The organism is Pedobacter sp. MC2016-24 (assembly GCF_015223055.1).
In the GTDB taxonomy this organism is placed as follows: Bacteria; Bacteroidota; Bacteroidia; order Sphingobacteriales; family Sphingobacteriaceae; genus Pedobacter.
Window position 1 is genome coordinate 18,182 of sequence record NZ_JADFBX010000015.1, and the last position, 13,858, is coordinate 32,039.

The following is a 13,858-nucleotide window of genomic DNA, read 5'->3' on the forward strand; positions in this document are numbered from 1 at the left end:
ATTAAAAATCTTAATTTAGAAAAAAATAACATGAAATATATTGGATTCATTACTGAGAATACAAAAATTGAAGGCTCCGATTCGTTCGCTTACATGCTATCTAAACCACCGAATAAAGATGAGGATATATTAAAAAAGGTAGTGAAATATCTAGATGAAGGGGTTATTATTTTTGGATGGATGGGCTACAGTTATGATTTTAAAACAAAGCAGCCTATAGCACCTGATGCCTATTATACAGATGGTGTATATGTGTGGCCAGGCTATTATTCTTATTATTTAAATACTTATTCTCAAGAGCTCGACGGAGATTTTGTTGAATATCTTCGCGAGAATAAATTCAAGTTAAAAGATAAGGATGCAATTATCAGATTGGTTGGTAGTTTAGAGGTGGAATTAGATGAAAAACTAAAGGCTTCATTTAGTTCCCCAGAAGATCACACATTAAGCCTAGATGGCCATAAAGTTAAATAGCGTATGAGAAATGGATTACTTTTCCTGAAATTATTAGTATTACTATCTTCTAGCAGTTACTCGCAAGAGAAAGATACTGACAGGTTAAGGTCTGAGATCTTTAAAATCGTAACACCTAAAGATCAAAGCTATCTGGAGCAAGGACAATTTAAAAGTAGTGTAATTACATTCTCTTTCGCCATTGGGACCGATGAACAAGGCGATATAGACACGATTGACTTATCAAATTCTGTATTAAATGTGCATTCAAATTTCGTTAACTTTGAGCGTATTAAAAAAGAACTAAGGAAACAGGAGCATATTTTCGAACCCTATAAAAATATGTTGTTTTTTGGAATGGTTATGGTGGCAAATGGCGAATTGGATTACATCAGACCAAACCAATTGTATACCTCATGGCCAAAGCTATTGCAAAATTTACAACCTTTATTGGGTAAAAGGAAACTTATTATTTATGATCCGTTTTTGACGCTTTTCTATTATAAGAAAAGTGATTAGCTAAGTAACCTTATCTTATTCTTGCTTAAATTTATAGTGTTAGAAAACATATATTATAGAAGTGGTTTCGCATGATGACGTTATTTTGGCGTATCAGGTAAAGATTTGAAACTGGATAAAGCAGACCTAAATAATAATAAGAATTAATGACTTGAAAATATGGAGAATAAGCAGTGGATTGGAAATAAAATCAGGTTGGAACCGCTTGAATTAATTCATACAGAAGGACTGACCTTAGCTGCTGAAGGGAATCAGGAATTGTTTCGCTGGACTGTGGTACCACAGGGAGTTGAAGCAATGACGCAGTATGTGCAATCAGCGATCGAGCAACGCAATGCCGGAACTGGTTTGCCTTTTGTTATCATTAGTAACGATGACGGAGCCATTAAAGGATCAACCCGTTTTTGGAATATTGCTTACTGGCCCTGGCCATCACAGACGCCGGAATTTGGTAGAACTGCACCGGATGTTTGTGAAATTGGTCATACCTGGCTTACGGCTTCTGCTGTTAAAACCGGGATAAATACTGAAGTTAAGTTCTTAATGCTAAAATATGCTTTTCAGTATTGGAAGGTGTGGCGGGTTAATTTTACAACTGACGTTCGAAATCAGCAATCCAGGACGGCAATTGAACGGTTAGGAGCTAAATTTGAAGGAGTGATCCGGGCAGAAAGAATGGGGGCTGATTTTACAGTCAGGGATTCTGCACGATTTTCTATCCTTTTATCCGAATGGTCAGAAGTAGAAGCTCGGCTTCAAAACTATATGCAATCTTATAACTAAAATATTGCTCGTTTATAAAATATATAAATATGATAAGTTCCTTTTTAATGGTAGGCCAGTCAAATATGGCAGGTCGGGGATATTTGGCTGATGTTAAGCAGATTTATGATGAAAAGATCAAAATGCTGGTGAATGGCCGCTGGCAAACAATGATAGAACCAATTAACTTTGACAGGCCTACATCAGGCATCGGACTTGCAGCATCATTTGCGGGAGCGTGGAGATTAAAAAATGATCAGGAAGAAATTGGTTTGATACCCTGTGCTGATGGTGGAACCAGTCTGGACGATTGGGCTGTTGGGGGCGCACTCTTTGACAATGCTGTGTTCCAGGCAAAGCTTGCGCTAAGAACCAGTAAATTGACTGGGATTATGTGGCATCAGGGAGAAAATGATAGTTTTGCTGGGCTTTCGGCTGTTTATTATGATAAGCTGAGTATTATCGTTGATGCGTTTCGCGCTGAGCTGAATGCGCCAGATATTCCTTTTATTATGGGTGGTCTTGGCGATTTTTTAAGCACAGGTAGATACGGTAAATATTTTACTGAATATAAGCAGGTGAATTATGCCCTTCAGAAATTCGCTGAAACAAAACCGAACGCTTATTTTGTAACAGCTACGGGATTAACAGCAAATGCGGATGAGCTTCATTTTGATGCGATATCGTTGCGCAGATTTGGTATCCGGTATTTCGAATCGTTCCTTCAAAAGAAAAATGTGCTAGCTCCAGTTACCGGCGAAGATGAGTTAGTGGATATGGTACATCAAAGGCCTTTAACGAAAAATGAGCAGGCCGCATTGTTAAAGATTGATTTTTCACTTGGTAAAATATCTTCAGATGATCTGGACGAAAAGGTAAGCCAATTGAATGAGTAATCAACTTGATCGGTTAATTTCAATAGTCTATCCTTAGTGTCTTCCAAATTACTTTTGTCCAGAAGATCAATTACGGTTTCCCGTAAGGACAAGCTTGTTTATCTGACTACTTTCGAATTATGATTGGGAACTGAAATTTTGAGTTGAATGATTCCCTGGTCGGATTTGGTCAACTGAATTTCAGAATGATTTATTAGAAAGTAAAAAATAGGGTGCCAGATATTACTGACACATGGAGCAATTGTAATAAGGTATTTGATATGGATTTTAAAGACGAAGTAAGGCAATTAGGGACGAGAACTGCAAAGATGATTCCGCAGATTCAAACAGAAGAAGCAACCAAAAATGCGCTGATCATGCCATTTATCAGATTGTTGGGATTTGATGTATTTGATCCATTTGAAGTTAACCCGGAATTCATTGCGGATATTGGGATTAAAAAAGGCGAGAAGGTTGACTATGCAATTATGAAGGATGGGGAGCCCATCATCATCATTGAGTGCAAACACCATCTGGAAAAGTTGGATCCACACAATTCACAGCTGTTTAGATATTTTCATGTGACTAAAGCTAAGTTTAGCTTATTAACTAATGGATTGAATTATAGGTTTTATACGGATTTAAATGATCCCAATAAAATGGATGATAAGCCGTTTTTTGAATTCAATATTGCTGAAATCAAGGATGCGCAGATCGAGGAATTAAAAAAGTTCCATAAGTCGTATTTTGACATTGAAAACATTTCTAATACAGCATCTGATTTAAAGTTTACCAATGAACTTAAAGCCCTCATTACATCGGAACTTAGAGATCCTTCGACAGTATTTGTAAAACATTTTGCCAGTCAGGTGTATCAGGGTAAGTTGACAGAAAAAATTCTGGCTCAGTTTACTGAACTGGTTAAACGGTCCTCTAACCAGGTGCTCAATGATGCGATTACCGACAGGTTGAAAATGGCTTTAGGGAAGGAAGAGGCCAACAGTAACGAAACTGAAGTAAAAAGTACAGCTGAGCCTGTAATGGCGACTGAAACGGGAATTGTAACCACTGAAGAGGAAATTGAAGGGTACTTTGTTGTGAAGTCAATTTTACGAGAGGTAGTTGACCCAAAACGGATTGTGCATCGTGATGCGTTATCATACTTTGCCATATTGCTTGATGACAACAATCGCAAGACCATATGCAGGCTGTATTTGGGCAATAAGAAGTATTTGGCTGTGCTGGATGAAAATAAGAAGGAAGTTAAGTATGAAATCAATTCAATTGATGACCTGTATCAACATTCGGGTGTTTTAACTGATATCATTAATAGGTTGGAAAAAAAGTAAAGCACACATTAGAAAAGCCTCCTTTTTAGGGAGGCTTTACCTTATTAAATTTGTAATTTTAAAGCGGCGGAAATATGTTTTTCCCCTTCTTCATCCAGAAAAACTTTTGCTGGCGTAAGTCCGACATATCTACCCCCTTCATGTGGCCGGGCTTCGATTACCTGGAAGCTGACCAGTTTACCTGATTTAACATAACGACCTTCCAGTTGAGTTGCACAACTTCCCTCTTCTCCGGTCGGTATACGCAAGATTCCCTCAAAATCATTTTCATTAAATAAACGGATAAGTTCAGCCTGGTGCTGGCGCTCGAAATAACGGAAAAAGTACTTTTGTGACTCCCCGGTTTCTACATGTTTCAGCGAAATCAACCATTTCCTTTTAAAAATCTTCAGTTCTTTCATCAAGAAGTCAAACAAATCCGAATATTCCCCCGGACTTACTTCCTTAGTCATTAATATTTTATTACTCATAGGTTATGATAGTTTGTTTTATAAAAATATAAAAAAATGCCATAACTTAAATAACAATAAATGTATATGATGCACATTCTTAGGTGAGTAGCTCAAATGGCTCGTGTATGTAATTTGAAGCATATAAATTCTCAGTGATTTGGATTGTACTTTTTAAAAAGCCAATTGACTAGCAAGGCATATTTTATATCTTAGTTGAGAACTTTTAGTTTATAATCCAATGTAGATGCAATTCAGAAAAAGACTCCCATATGTCGGTTTAATTTTTTTAATCATATTGCTTGGGCTTTTGTCAAGGCAATTCGCTTTGATACCTGTATCGACAGGTGATGCATTATGGGCAACAATGATTTTTTTTATAGTCAGGTTTTTCCTGGTTGATGCTCGTGTGAACTCGGTTGCATGGATTGGTTTATTAATTTGTTACCTGGTAGAGTTCAGTCAGCTTTATCAGCAGCCCTGGATCAATAACATTAGGCAGACCCTGCCGGGGCGATTGATTTTAGGTCAAGGATTTCTTTGGTCTGATCTCATTGCATATGCTATAGGAATTTTTATAGCATATTTAATAGATTCTGCGGTAGCGGGAAAACGATCTTTAACAAAAGGGAGTAAATAGAACGTTTGAATTTTTAGTTAGGTTGCAGATCAGGTGATCTGCCTTCGGTATCTCTCCCCGATGGAGAGTGGACTTTTTTCGTTTTACGGGTTCCCGTAAGGAAAACTTTGTTTACCTGCATACTTTCGAATCATAATTAGGAACTGAAATTCTAAATTATGAAGAAGTGCTGCGTAAATGCTCAGTTAAAATTCATGGTTTTGTTGAAGTTCATAGTGAGCAATCAATATTAACGACACCCAAATGAACCAACATCCAATTTTCTTAGAACACCCCGGTCTTATTATAATCTTTGCCGTTGCTGTTATCGTTATGCTATTGCTAGATCTAGGCATTTTTAATAAAAAAAGTCATGTTGTTTCCAATAAGGAGGCTATTACCTGGTCATTGGTTTGGATCAGTTTAGCCATGGCCTTTAGCGGTCTTGTGTATCATTTTGCCGGGCCAGTTAAGTTTTTTGAATTTCAGTCTGCCTATTGGATTGAAAAGGCACTGTCTGTAGATAATCTATTTGTATTTATACTTGTTTTCAAATTTTTTGATGTAGCCAATGCCAACAAGCATAAGGTTCTGTTTTGGGGAATTATTGGGGCTTTAGTTTTGAGGGGGCTCTTTATCTTTTCTGGTGCATTTTTAATTGAGCTTACTTATCTGAATAAGCTGTTAAATGTAGTTGGGTTACGAGGTTTTAAGTATGATATCAATATCATCATGACACTTTTTGGTCTATTCCTGGTTTACGCAGGGATTAAATCCTGGTCGTCTGGTGAAGAGGATGACGAAGAGGATTACAACAACACAAGGGGAGCGAAATTGATCCGCAAAGTTTTTAATGTGAGTGATCAATACGATGCTGATAAATTTTTCACCATTCAGAATGGAAAGAAGTTTGCAACACCGCTGTTGGTAGTTGTGGCTGTTATTGAATTTACAGATCTTTTATTTGCGGTAGACTCTATCCCGGCCATTTTTGCCATTTCTAATGATCCATTCATCCTATATACGTCCAATATCTTTGCCATACTCGGATTGAGGGCGCTTTTCTTTCTACTGGATAATTTTATTTACTTGTTTAGCAAGTTGAAATACGGCCTGGCCATTATTCTATCTTTTATCGGATTGAAGATGATCATTGCACCATTTTATCACATCGAGTCCATTTATTCACTCCTGGTGATTGGTGTGATATTGGGCTTTTCAGTTTTGCTCTCCCTCATTTTACCGGACGAAAAAAACTCATAATAGCTTCATCAATTTTAAATTAAAATATACGATAATGAAAAAGAAATACTGTATTGTCCTTATAGCTGCGTTGGGAATTCAGGGCTGCAGCAGCGAAAATGGTGATCCATTTGCTGAATTTGATCCCTATATCGCTACGGAACTGCCTGGCCGCATTGAAGCGTACAATAATGCAAGGGATACAAATAGTATCAAAAGTGGAAATGTAGCACTTTATATCGATTTCTCGGCCGGAATGAATACCGCATTCTCAAATCCTGAGATTAAACACTTAATGGGGGATTGCTTTAATGCTGTTTTAGCTGATCAGTTTGATGTGTATAAATTGGTCAGTGGTGCCGTAACACCTTTGGAAGTTACGAACCCCACCGAACTTGGTGAAAAAGTCAGCGACGCAAAGGAATACCTCAATAGACGGGCTCCGATCCAGATGGGAGTGGAGAAGATCGTTGCCTCCAATAGCGATGCCTTGCTGATTACTGATTTTGAAGAATTTCAAAATGATAAGGAAGTGACCAGTACAGCTTATCTGAAGATTTCATTTTCAAAATGGCTGGCTAAAGGAAACGCCGTTAACTTCTTTGTAGCCAATTATAATGAGGGAAAGGTGACCAAGCACATCTATTTTACCATATTTAGTTGCGGAAGGCCAGACACCAAAAGTTTATTGAGTAAGCTGGAACCTAAGTTGAGTTTGTTAAACTCGAAATTTGAACTTTCTACCCAGTCATTTAAGCTGAGTACAGATTATCCCACGGAGAAATCGGGGGGTATATTTTATGATCCAAAAGGAACATCGGAAGCGACCAGGAATGTTTTGGATCTTAAAAGTAATTATGTAAATGGTTTAAAAAATGGAAGAAACTTTGAGTTTTATCCATTTGGTGTGGATTGGAATACGATTGGAAAACTTCATGAAAGTTATAATGAGCAACATCAGTTTAATGACTTTTTTAGAAAGTTGTGGATTGATTTAAGCAATGAAGACAGTTATCTGTTTGGTGATTTTGCGGTCAATGTATCCGACGTATCGGAAGATTACGAGCAGTTTTCAAAATGTTTGGAGGTTAAAAAGCACAAGCCAAAGTTAGCTAAAGGAAGCAATGGTGAGGCTAAGTTTGCAGATGAGGAAAAAGACCCTATAGCAATGAAGTGCTATAATACTGATGGCTTTTTGAAACCGGAATGGATGTATAAAGCTAAAGATCCGGTAGCGTTGACGGAAGTTTTTGTACTTAACCAGACACTCTTTAAGAATACAAAGACAATTAACCGCAAAAAGACGGAGTTAGGCGTTTCATTTGATCCACAATTTAAAGTTAAAAATATTCAAAATCCGGGCGGACTACTTAGGGTGGATATTGTGCTTAAAAATCCACAACCGAATTTAGCTAATCCAGCACTTGATCAGTTTAAATGGGTTAATGAAAGTGGAATTTCTAACATCGCCCTGCGGGAATCTATAGTTAGTACGCTACAGGATATTAAACCGGAAAACAAGGTAGTGTACTCGTATTATATCAAAACAAATCAATAATTATCAAACCATTTAATAGACAATTACATGCAATCTGTATCTGCTTACATCATTTCAATTGTGATCACTTTCATTTTTTTACTAGTATCGGCTTTGATCTCCACATCCATCAAGTTTGAGGGAGGCAGTCAGCCTAAAGATGCTCAGAAGCGTAAAACCTGGTTCTGGATTTTCGCCTTGCTTAATCCTGCCGTAATTTTCCTAATGGGGTATTATGCCTTTAAGCCGGATGCAAACATCATGGTGGTGAACAAATATGTCTCTGCCTTAGGCGTAGGGACTGCCATAGGCTTTTTCGTGTACCTGATTGGTGGACTGATACTAAGTAAGACTTTTAAAAATGGCAAACTGGGTCACTGGTTCTAATCCTTAATCAAAAACATCATGGATAAATTATTTGTCATCGCGATCGGTGGTACCGGTATGCGTTGCCTGGAAGCCTTTACACATTTATGTAGCATCGGCATGTTCGATAACCAGGAGATTGAAGTACTTACTTTAGATACCGATCAAAACAACGGTAATAAGGCGAGAGTTGAGGAATTAATTACCCTGTATAACCGGATTAAAACCAATGGTACAATAACTGGGGGAACGCCAAATGCAAATACCTTTTTTTCTGCAAAGCTTAATTTGCATCGATTCTGGACGAATTATTCAGGCCCCGGCAGGGAGAGCTATAAAAATCTGAGTAAAATATCAACTGGTTCTCAGGAACAGCAGAAGGCCAATAAATTGATTTCTGACCTGTTTTTAGACAATGATACGGTACAGGAGTTTGATTTGGCACATGGCTACAGGGCGCAAACGCATTTGGGTTCAATGTTGATGTACCACGGCATTGTAGAGGCAGCCCGAAATATTTTGAAAGGAACCAATGTACAGACTGAAGAACGGGAACTGGAAGCTTTTATAGCCAAGTTGGAGCAAGCTGGTGAGATAGCCAGGGTTTTTATTTTCGGGTCTGTCTTTGGGGGAACTGGTGCTTCTTCTATTCCGGTGATACCGAAAGCCCTACAGGATTTTGTTAAAATAAGGTCAAATGGGACATCGAGTATTGATTTTTCAAAGGCGAAGTTTGGCTCGACATTGTTGACCGAATATTTTACGTTTGCCAAACCAGACGACAATCAAAAATCTGCGAAAAGCGATCGGGTAATTGCAGATTCTTCGTTTTTTCCGATCAACAGCCAGGCTGCACTTCAGTTCTATCAAAATGATCCTACAGTTAAGAAGTGCTATAAATTGCTGTACCACATTGGGTGGCCGATAGAAAGTAAAAAGATGGATGAAGGAAAATCAAGTAAAACCATTACAGGTGGTAGCGAACAGAAAAATCCTTGTCACATTACAGAATTGCTTTGTGCCTGTGCTGCTTATGACTTTTTTACAAGGAGTACAGGTTTTGATAACGGACAGGCAGACTATCTGTACAAAGCTGTAGAATTTAAAGACAATTCCTTTAACTTCTCTTTTGATGATTTTGTAGGAAAAGAGAATAATGCAGGTGAAAACTTTGTGAACAGATTGGGCGCATTTTTTTCCCTGGCGCATATTTCCTTATCCTTGAATGGCGCTGCGGATGGAGATATTGGCATCAAAGGGTTCATCAATCAGTGCAAAGAGCAGAAGTTGGATCAATATAGTGGTATTACTGATATTGAATGTAAAGAAATCAATGAGTATTTTAAATTATTCGCGTACACTTTTGATGATGCGAGATTTATTCCTGGATGGTTGTATCAGGTCAGGAGTACGGTGGCCCCAGGTCGTTTTATTTTTGACAGTAAGGCTTTTCTTAGCAATAGAAACGAACTGAAGAATATTGATGTTGGTGCGATATTTCAGGACGAAAAATACCATTGGTCTAAAGGCGGTTTTTTTGGAAGCAGGTATAATTCTTTCGTAAAGACACTGATCAATACCGGACCAAAGGATGAGCAGAAGGTGAATACGACCAAGGAAAAGTTTTTGGCCCACATCTACAATGCATTAACCATTTCACAAAATTTTAATCTTAATTAATAGGAAGATGTCTGATAAAAGAATAAAGGCGCTTGCGATTAAAGTTCAGCCAAATACAGAACCAAATGGGGTGGAGTTTGCCTGGGACAAGATTCCTCAGCTTGAGGTTTTTACCAAGCACATTTTAATTCCTGAAATTGCGGTTAACCAATACGGTGATTCATCTGTTAATATCGGAACCATTGTATCCGGGATACCTTCGGTATTTGCCAGGGCTAATCTGTTCAGAGCTGCCTCGGATAACATTCAGGATAAAGATGCTGCGGCATCCGGCTTAATGCTCTTTTATAAATCATTAATCAATGAATGGAAAGGGTTCATCAGCTGTATTGCATTGTCTTATAAAGACATTGAAGTAAATAGGGTGCATTTGGCTTATTCTGACGGCAAGAAAGTTCTGGATACTGCAAATATTTATGAACCCACTGGAGCATTTGGTAACATGCTATTTGAAAGGGAACCGCTTTGGTGCGATCAATCACTGGCAAATAATACCGATAAAGTGCCATTTATAGATGTAATCTCTTTTAAAGGAACTGTGGTAGGAGGTACCTCACCAGACAGTTTATTGTTTACCTCGGCATCTTATGCTATTGGCGATAAGGCTCCCTTTGTAAATGTAAGAAATGGTCGGTTTATTGATCCGCTGAAATCGGATCTGACACCACAGGATCTCTTTAATTTGTATGGTTACGCCAAGCATATTCTAAACCATATTGAAAAGTTTAGGCGCAATTTTGATGGCGTAGCAGAATTTATCGCACCGAAATATGGCAACATTTCTGGTATTCTGGAGGGCTGGTTGAAAGACATGCGGAAGTATCAGGAAGAAAAAGGCTATCCTAAACTGGACGAGCAGTCGCCACCTGAAATCGGATCTATTTTTAATTATCCTTTTAGCCTGCTCTTCAATTATTCTACAGAGTTATTTGGATCGGAAGGGGTCATCTACGGTGAAACTAAAGAGGGAGCCATTCCATTTGATCCGAAGGATTTGTTGCTGCCGGATACAACCGAAATTGCCCAGATTGATTTTGGGAGAGAGGGAGCTGAAACCAGAAACTACCTAAAAAATAAGCCTATCTTACTGCTTGAAGCCGAAACTAAAGGTCAGCCCAACAGCTTCGCTTATTTTACATTGCCCCTAACACCATTAGCATTAAATGTATTTGGTGCGACATTGGATGCGTTGGTTGGCATTTCTGTCACTTCAAACGTTAGATCGCGAATTACAGGTTTATACGACCCTAATGATAAAGATGGCGAACGACTGATTGTGAATTTGAGTCTTTACACTGAAAATGGAACTGAAATTATTAAACAGGTAGTTTATCGTGTGACTAGTGATTCTATATTGGGCAAGGATATTTTGATGTGGCCAAATTTCATTTCTAAACAATGGAACAGGTATTTTTTATATTCAGAGATTCCGCATAATGATGCCAAGTTTCAGGCTACTCCATTTATTGGAAATGTAAATGATGATTTTTTTAGAATTGTGCTAGATGAAAAGGGCACGCCGTTATACCTGGGCAGTAATGGAAAGGCTGCGAAATTTGATCCCAAATACGGCGACATTAAGTCGGAATTACATGTGTCGTCTAATAATGCGGTTTCTGATAACAAGTATAAATATGAAATTTATGAGAGCAATCAGCCCTTTAAAGGAGTTAAATTTTCACATGCTGGTATAGATTGTGGGTTTGGAATCATTAGGTATGACGGTTCAGGTAATACGCAGGATTTGCCTGTAAACATGTTGAATTCTCCAAAGACGCTCTATCCTGCATTTTTGGGTGTTGATTTTGGAAGTACCAATTCATCGATTGCCTATTTTTCTGATTACCGAAATGAAGTATGTGAGCGTTTGAAACTAACCAATAAGCGGGTTTCTTTGTTGGGTAGTGATGCGAAGAATAACGATGAACGACCGGCGGTTGAGGACGAAATTTTCTTTTTTCAAAACGATGAAATCCTCACAAATTCTATTAAATCTGTACTTACTGTTCATGACTCCAGACGCGTGGTCAATGAGGATCACCTATTGGTGGAATCTTTGATGGCGCAGGCGGTAAAAGGTGGTTTTCCTTGTTTTGAAAAGAACCTTCCGATTGAAAATGCAGAGAATGACCGATATGTGCTGAGCTATAGCAGAGTTGGGCGGGCTGAGCTTGTTTACAATATGAAATGGTCTACTCAAGCTATTGATAAAAGCTATAAAACTGCTTATTTGAGTTCACTCTTGTTGCATGTTTATGCACAGCTTTTTATGGAAAACCATGAGCCGAAGACCTTGAAATGGTCATATCCATCTTCAATGGGGAAAGAATTGTTGAGTGAGTACAGGGCAATCTGGGATTCGCTAAGGAATATTTCCCCAATAGTAAGTGATGTTAAACTCAAGACCTATCCGCCTTCTGATTTATCGGATATTGGTGATACCTCTTCGGAGAGCGCCTGGGGTATTGCAAAAGCCACAACAGGTTGGGACGCGGTTCCGGAAGTTGTTAGTGAAGGCGGTTGGGGTTCAGCTGAAAGCAGTGGCTGGGGAAGTGCTGCGGCTGGCAGCTCCGCTCATATAAGTCATCAATCCATTAAAAATACCATTAACATCGCCTCGGAAACAGAGCCTGTTAGCTTTAACTTCAAAACGCTTAGCAATGAGGAGTCTTTATCGGAAGCTTGCGCAGTAGCCAATTATCTGGTTCGTCCGAATGGTGGTTACGCTATAAATCCGGGAGAATTGGTGCTTTGTTTTGATATCGGGGGAAGCACGACGGATATTACAGCATTATGTCAGATGGAGGGCGGCAAGGCTATGATTAAACAAAACTCGATTAGATTTGCTGCAGAGCGGGTTGCACAAGCCACCAAGTATTCTCCTAACTTTAAAAATGTATTATTGAAAATTTGCGAGATCAAGAAAATCTCTATTCAGGGACTCAATAGCGGAGTTAATAAATACTCGGAGAACACTGCTCCTTATTATTTTGAACAAGTGGTAGATCGGCTGGAAGCTGGAGATTTTGAAACCTTTTATCGGTTGATTGCCGCAGATTGTAAGGAAATGATGAGTGTCAATTTGTATGTTACTGGTCTGATCATGTTTTATGCCGGACAATTGGCTTACAAGCTGCGTACTGAAATTGTAAGGTCTGACGATGCGCCTGCTGCTGTAAAAGCGATCCCTCCAAAAATCAAGATTGCTTTTGCCGGAAAGGGTGCCAGAATTTTCGATTGGTTTAATGCCGTAAATGCGAAATCAGCAGAGCAATATTATACCGATATGTTTATTAGGGGTATGGGAGGGATGGCTGTGGCAAAAACAACCATCACACCGATTTCGGTCAATCCTTTAAAAATCATTGATATCAATTCTCAAAGCGGAATTAACAATTCTGATGTAAAGTACGAGGTATCTAAAGGGCTGGCGATTCCAACGCACATTACAAGCATTCTGGTACCTACCAATAAGCAAGCTATAGAGATACTTGGCGAAGATAACTTTTGTATTGTCACGCCCGAAGGAACATTTAAGTATCTGGAATCGACAAATTCAATAACGGCGGAAATGTTGGAACACGTGGGGAACCATTTCATTTGTCTTCCACCTGAAGGAAAACCACATTGCCCGAGATTTATGGATTTTGCAGACCTTTTTTATAAAGTGTCGTCTTCTATGTTTGGCTTAAAAATGAATCCTGGAGAATTTATGGCGGGTTTCATGGATATGAACATTGAGAATTACATCAAGGGCGAGCCAGGTTTTATCAGGGCTCAAAAACGAAAACATGAAGACAAAAGGGAGTTTGATTTTGTTGCACCCATCATCATTTTAGAAGGGATGAAGTTTTTTGAGAAGCATTTGCTAAAAGGGATCCAAAAGCCATAAGGATGAGTTATTGTGTGCTTATTAAGATTTCCAAACGCATGGTTTCTTTCTGGTACCAAACAGAGGGGAGTCCTTATGCTGCACTATGTTTGAGGGGTACGAATAACATCCCGCT

Annotated in this window: 12 protein-coding genes; 11 read left to right on the top strand and 1 reads right to left on the bottom strand. The window is 38.7% G+C overall.

Going from position 1 to position 13,858, the window contains the following annotated elements; all coding sequences use genetic code 11:
* Positions 1 to 30: 30 nt before the first annotated feature.
* The 5 genes from IM797_RS23275 (at position 31) to IM797_RS23295 (ending at position 3,958) form a co-directional block, all read left to right on the top strand.
* Positions 31 to 474, top strand: a complete 444-nt coding sequence (locus tag IM797_RS23275) for a hypothetical protein (RefSeq protein WP_194129613.1) — start codon at positions 31 to 33, stop codon at positions 472 to 474.
* Positions 475 to 477: 3 nt separating this feature from the next.
* Positions 478 to 972: a hypothetical protein gene (locus IM797_RS23280; RefSeq protein ID WP_194129614.1), complete on the top strand. Its 495-nt coding sequence runs from the start codon at positions 478 to 480 to the stop codon at positions 970 to 972.
* Positions 973 to 1,131: 159 nt separating this feature from the next.
* On the top strand, positions 1,132 to 1,755 hold the full coding sequence (locus IM797_RS23285; RefSeq protein ID WP_194129615.1) for a GNAT family N-acetyltransferase: 624 nt from the start codon (positions 1,132 to 1,134) through the stop codon (positions 1,753 to 1,755).
* 29 nt (positions 1,756 to 1,784) lie between these two features.
* Positions 1,785 to 2,630, top strand: a complete 846-nt coding sequence (locus IM797_RS23290) for a sialate O-acetylesterase (protein WP_194129616.1) — start codon at positions 1,785 to 1,787, stop codon at positions 2,628 to 2,630.
* Positions 2,631 to 2,890: 260 nt separating this feature from the next.
* Positions 2,891 to 3,958, top strand: a complete 1,068-nt coding sequence (locus IM797_RS23295) for a type I restriction endonuclease (protein WP_194129617.1) — start codon at positions 2,891 to 2,893, stop codon at positions 3,956 to 3,958.
* 44 nt (positions 3,959 to 4,002) lie between these two features.
* On the opposite strand, the gene IM797_RS23300 is transcribed toward IM797_RS23295, so the two are convergent.
* The gene (locus IM797_RS23300; protein ID WP_194129618.1) at positions 4,003 to 4,428 is read right to left on the bottom strand and encodes a hypothetical protein; all 426 of its coding nucleotides are present in this window, start codon (positions 4,426 to 4,428) and stop codon (positions 4,003 to 4,005) included.
* Between the two features lie 226 nt (positions 4,429 to 4,654).
* Here IM797_RS23300 and IM797_RS23305 point away from each other — a divergent pair, with 226 nt between their 5' ends.
* The 6 genes from IM797_RS23305 to IM797_RS23330 all read left to right on the top strand — a co-directional run bounded on the left by IM797_RS23305 (position 4,655) and on the right by IM797_RS23330 (position 13,743).
* Positions 4,655 to 5,047, top strand: a complete 393-nt coding sequence (locus tag IM797_RS23305) for a DUF2809 domain-containing protein (RefSeq protein WP_194129619.1) — start codon at positions 4,655 to 4,657, stop codon at positions 5,045 to 5,047.
* A 243-nt stretch (positions 5,048 to 5,290) separates the two neighbouring features.
* Entirely contained in the window at positions 5,291 to 6,289 is a 999-nt protein-coding gene (locus tag IM797_RS23310) for a TerC/Alx family metal homeostasis membrane protein (RefSeq protein WP_194129620.1), read from the top strand.
* Positions 6,290 to 6,323: 34 nt separating this feature from the next.
* Entirely contained in the window at positions 6,324 to 7,826 is a 1,503-nt protein-coding gene (locus IM797_RS23315; RefSeq protein ID WP_194129621.1) for a hypothetical protein, read from the top strand.
* A gap of 27 nt (positions 7,827 to 7,853) precedes the next feature.
* Entirely contained in the window at positions 7,854 to 8,192 is a 339-nt protein-coding gene (locus IM797_RS23320) for a hypothetical protein (RefSeq protein WP_194129622.1), read from the top strand.
* An 18-nt stretch (positions 8,193 to 8,210) separates the two neighbouring features.
* On the top strand, positions 8,211 to 9,851 hold the full coding sequence (locus IM797_RS23325; RefSeq protein ID WP_194129623.1) for a hypothetical protein: 1,641 nt from the start codon (positions 8,211 to 8,213) through the stop codon (positions 9,849 to 9,851).
* Between the two features lie 7 nt (positions 9,852 to 9,858).
* The gene (locus IM797_RS23330; protein ID WP_194129624.1) at positions 9,859 to 13,743 is read left to right on the top strand and encodes a hypothetical protein; all 3,885 of its coding nucleotides are present in this window, start codon (positions 9,859 to 9,861) and stop codon (positions 13,741 to 13,743) included.
* The last annotated feature ends 115 nt before the right edge of the window (positions 13,744 to 13,858 follow it).

Coding starts and splice junctions, on each gene's coding strand:
- IM797_RS23300 (WP_194129618.1), bottom strand. CDS start 4,428: ATGAGTAATAAAATATTAATGACTAAGGAAGTAAGTCCGGGGGAATAT.
- IM797_RS23320 (WP_194129622.1), top strand. CDS start 7,854: ATGCAATCTGTATCTGCTTACATCATTTCAATTGTGATCACTTTCATT.
- IM797_RS23295 (WP_194129617.1), top strand. CDS start 2,891: ATGGATTTTAAAGACGAAGTAAGGCAATTAGGGACGAGAACTGCAAAG.
- IM797_RS23280 (WP_194129614.1), top strand. CDS start 478: ATGAGAAATGGATTACTTTTCCTGAAATTATTAGTATTACTATCTTCT.
- IM797_RS23275 (WP_194129613.1), top strand. CDS start 31: ATGAAATATATTGGATTCATTACTGAGAATACAAAAATTGAAGGCTCC.
- IM797_RS23305 (WP_194129619.1), top strand. CDS start 4,655: ATGCAATTCAGAAAAAGACTCCCATATGTCGGTTTAATTTTTTTAATC.
- IM797_RS23310 (WP_194129620.1), top strand. CDS start 5,291: ATGAACCAACATCCAATTTTCTTAGAACACCCCGGTCTTATTATAATC.
- IM797_RS23330 (WP_194129624.1), top strand. CDS start 9,859: ATGTCTGATAAAAGAATAAAGGCGCTTGCGATTAAAGTTCAGCCAAAT.
- IM797_RS23290 (WP_194129616.1), top strand. CDS start 1,785: ATGATAAGTTCCTTTTTAATGGTAGGCCAGTCAAATATGGCAGGTCGG.
- IM797_RS23315 (WP_194129621.1), top strand. CDS start 6,324: ATGAAAAAGAAATACTGTATTGTCCTTATAGCTGCGTTGGGAATTCAG.
- IM797_RS23325 (WP_194129623.1), top strand. CDS start 8,211: ATGGATAAATTATTTGTCATCGCGATCGGTGGTACCGGTATGCGTTGC.
- IM797_RS23285 (WP_194129615.1), top strand. CDS start 1,132: ATGGAGAATAAGCAGTGGATTGGAAATAAAATCAGGTTGGAACCGCTT.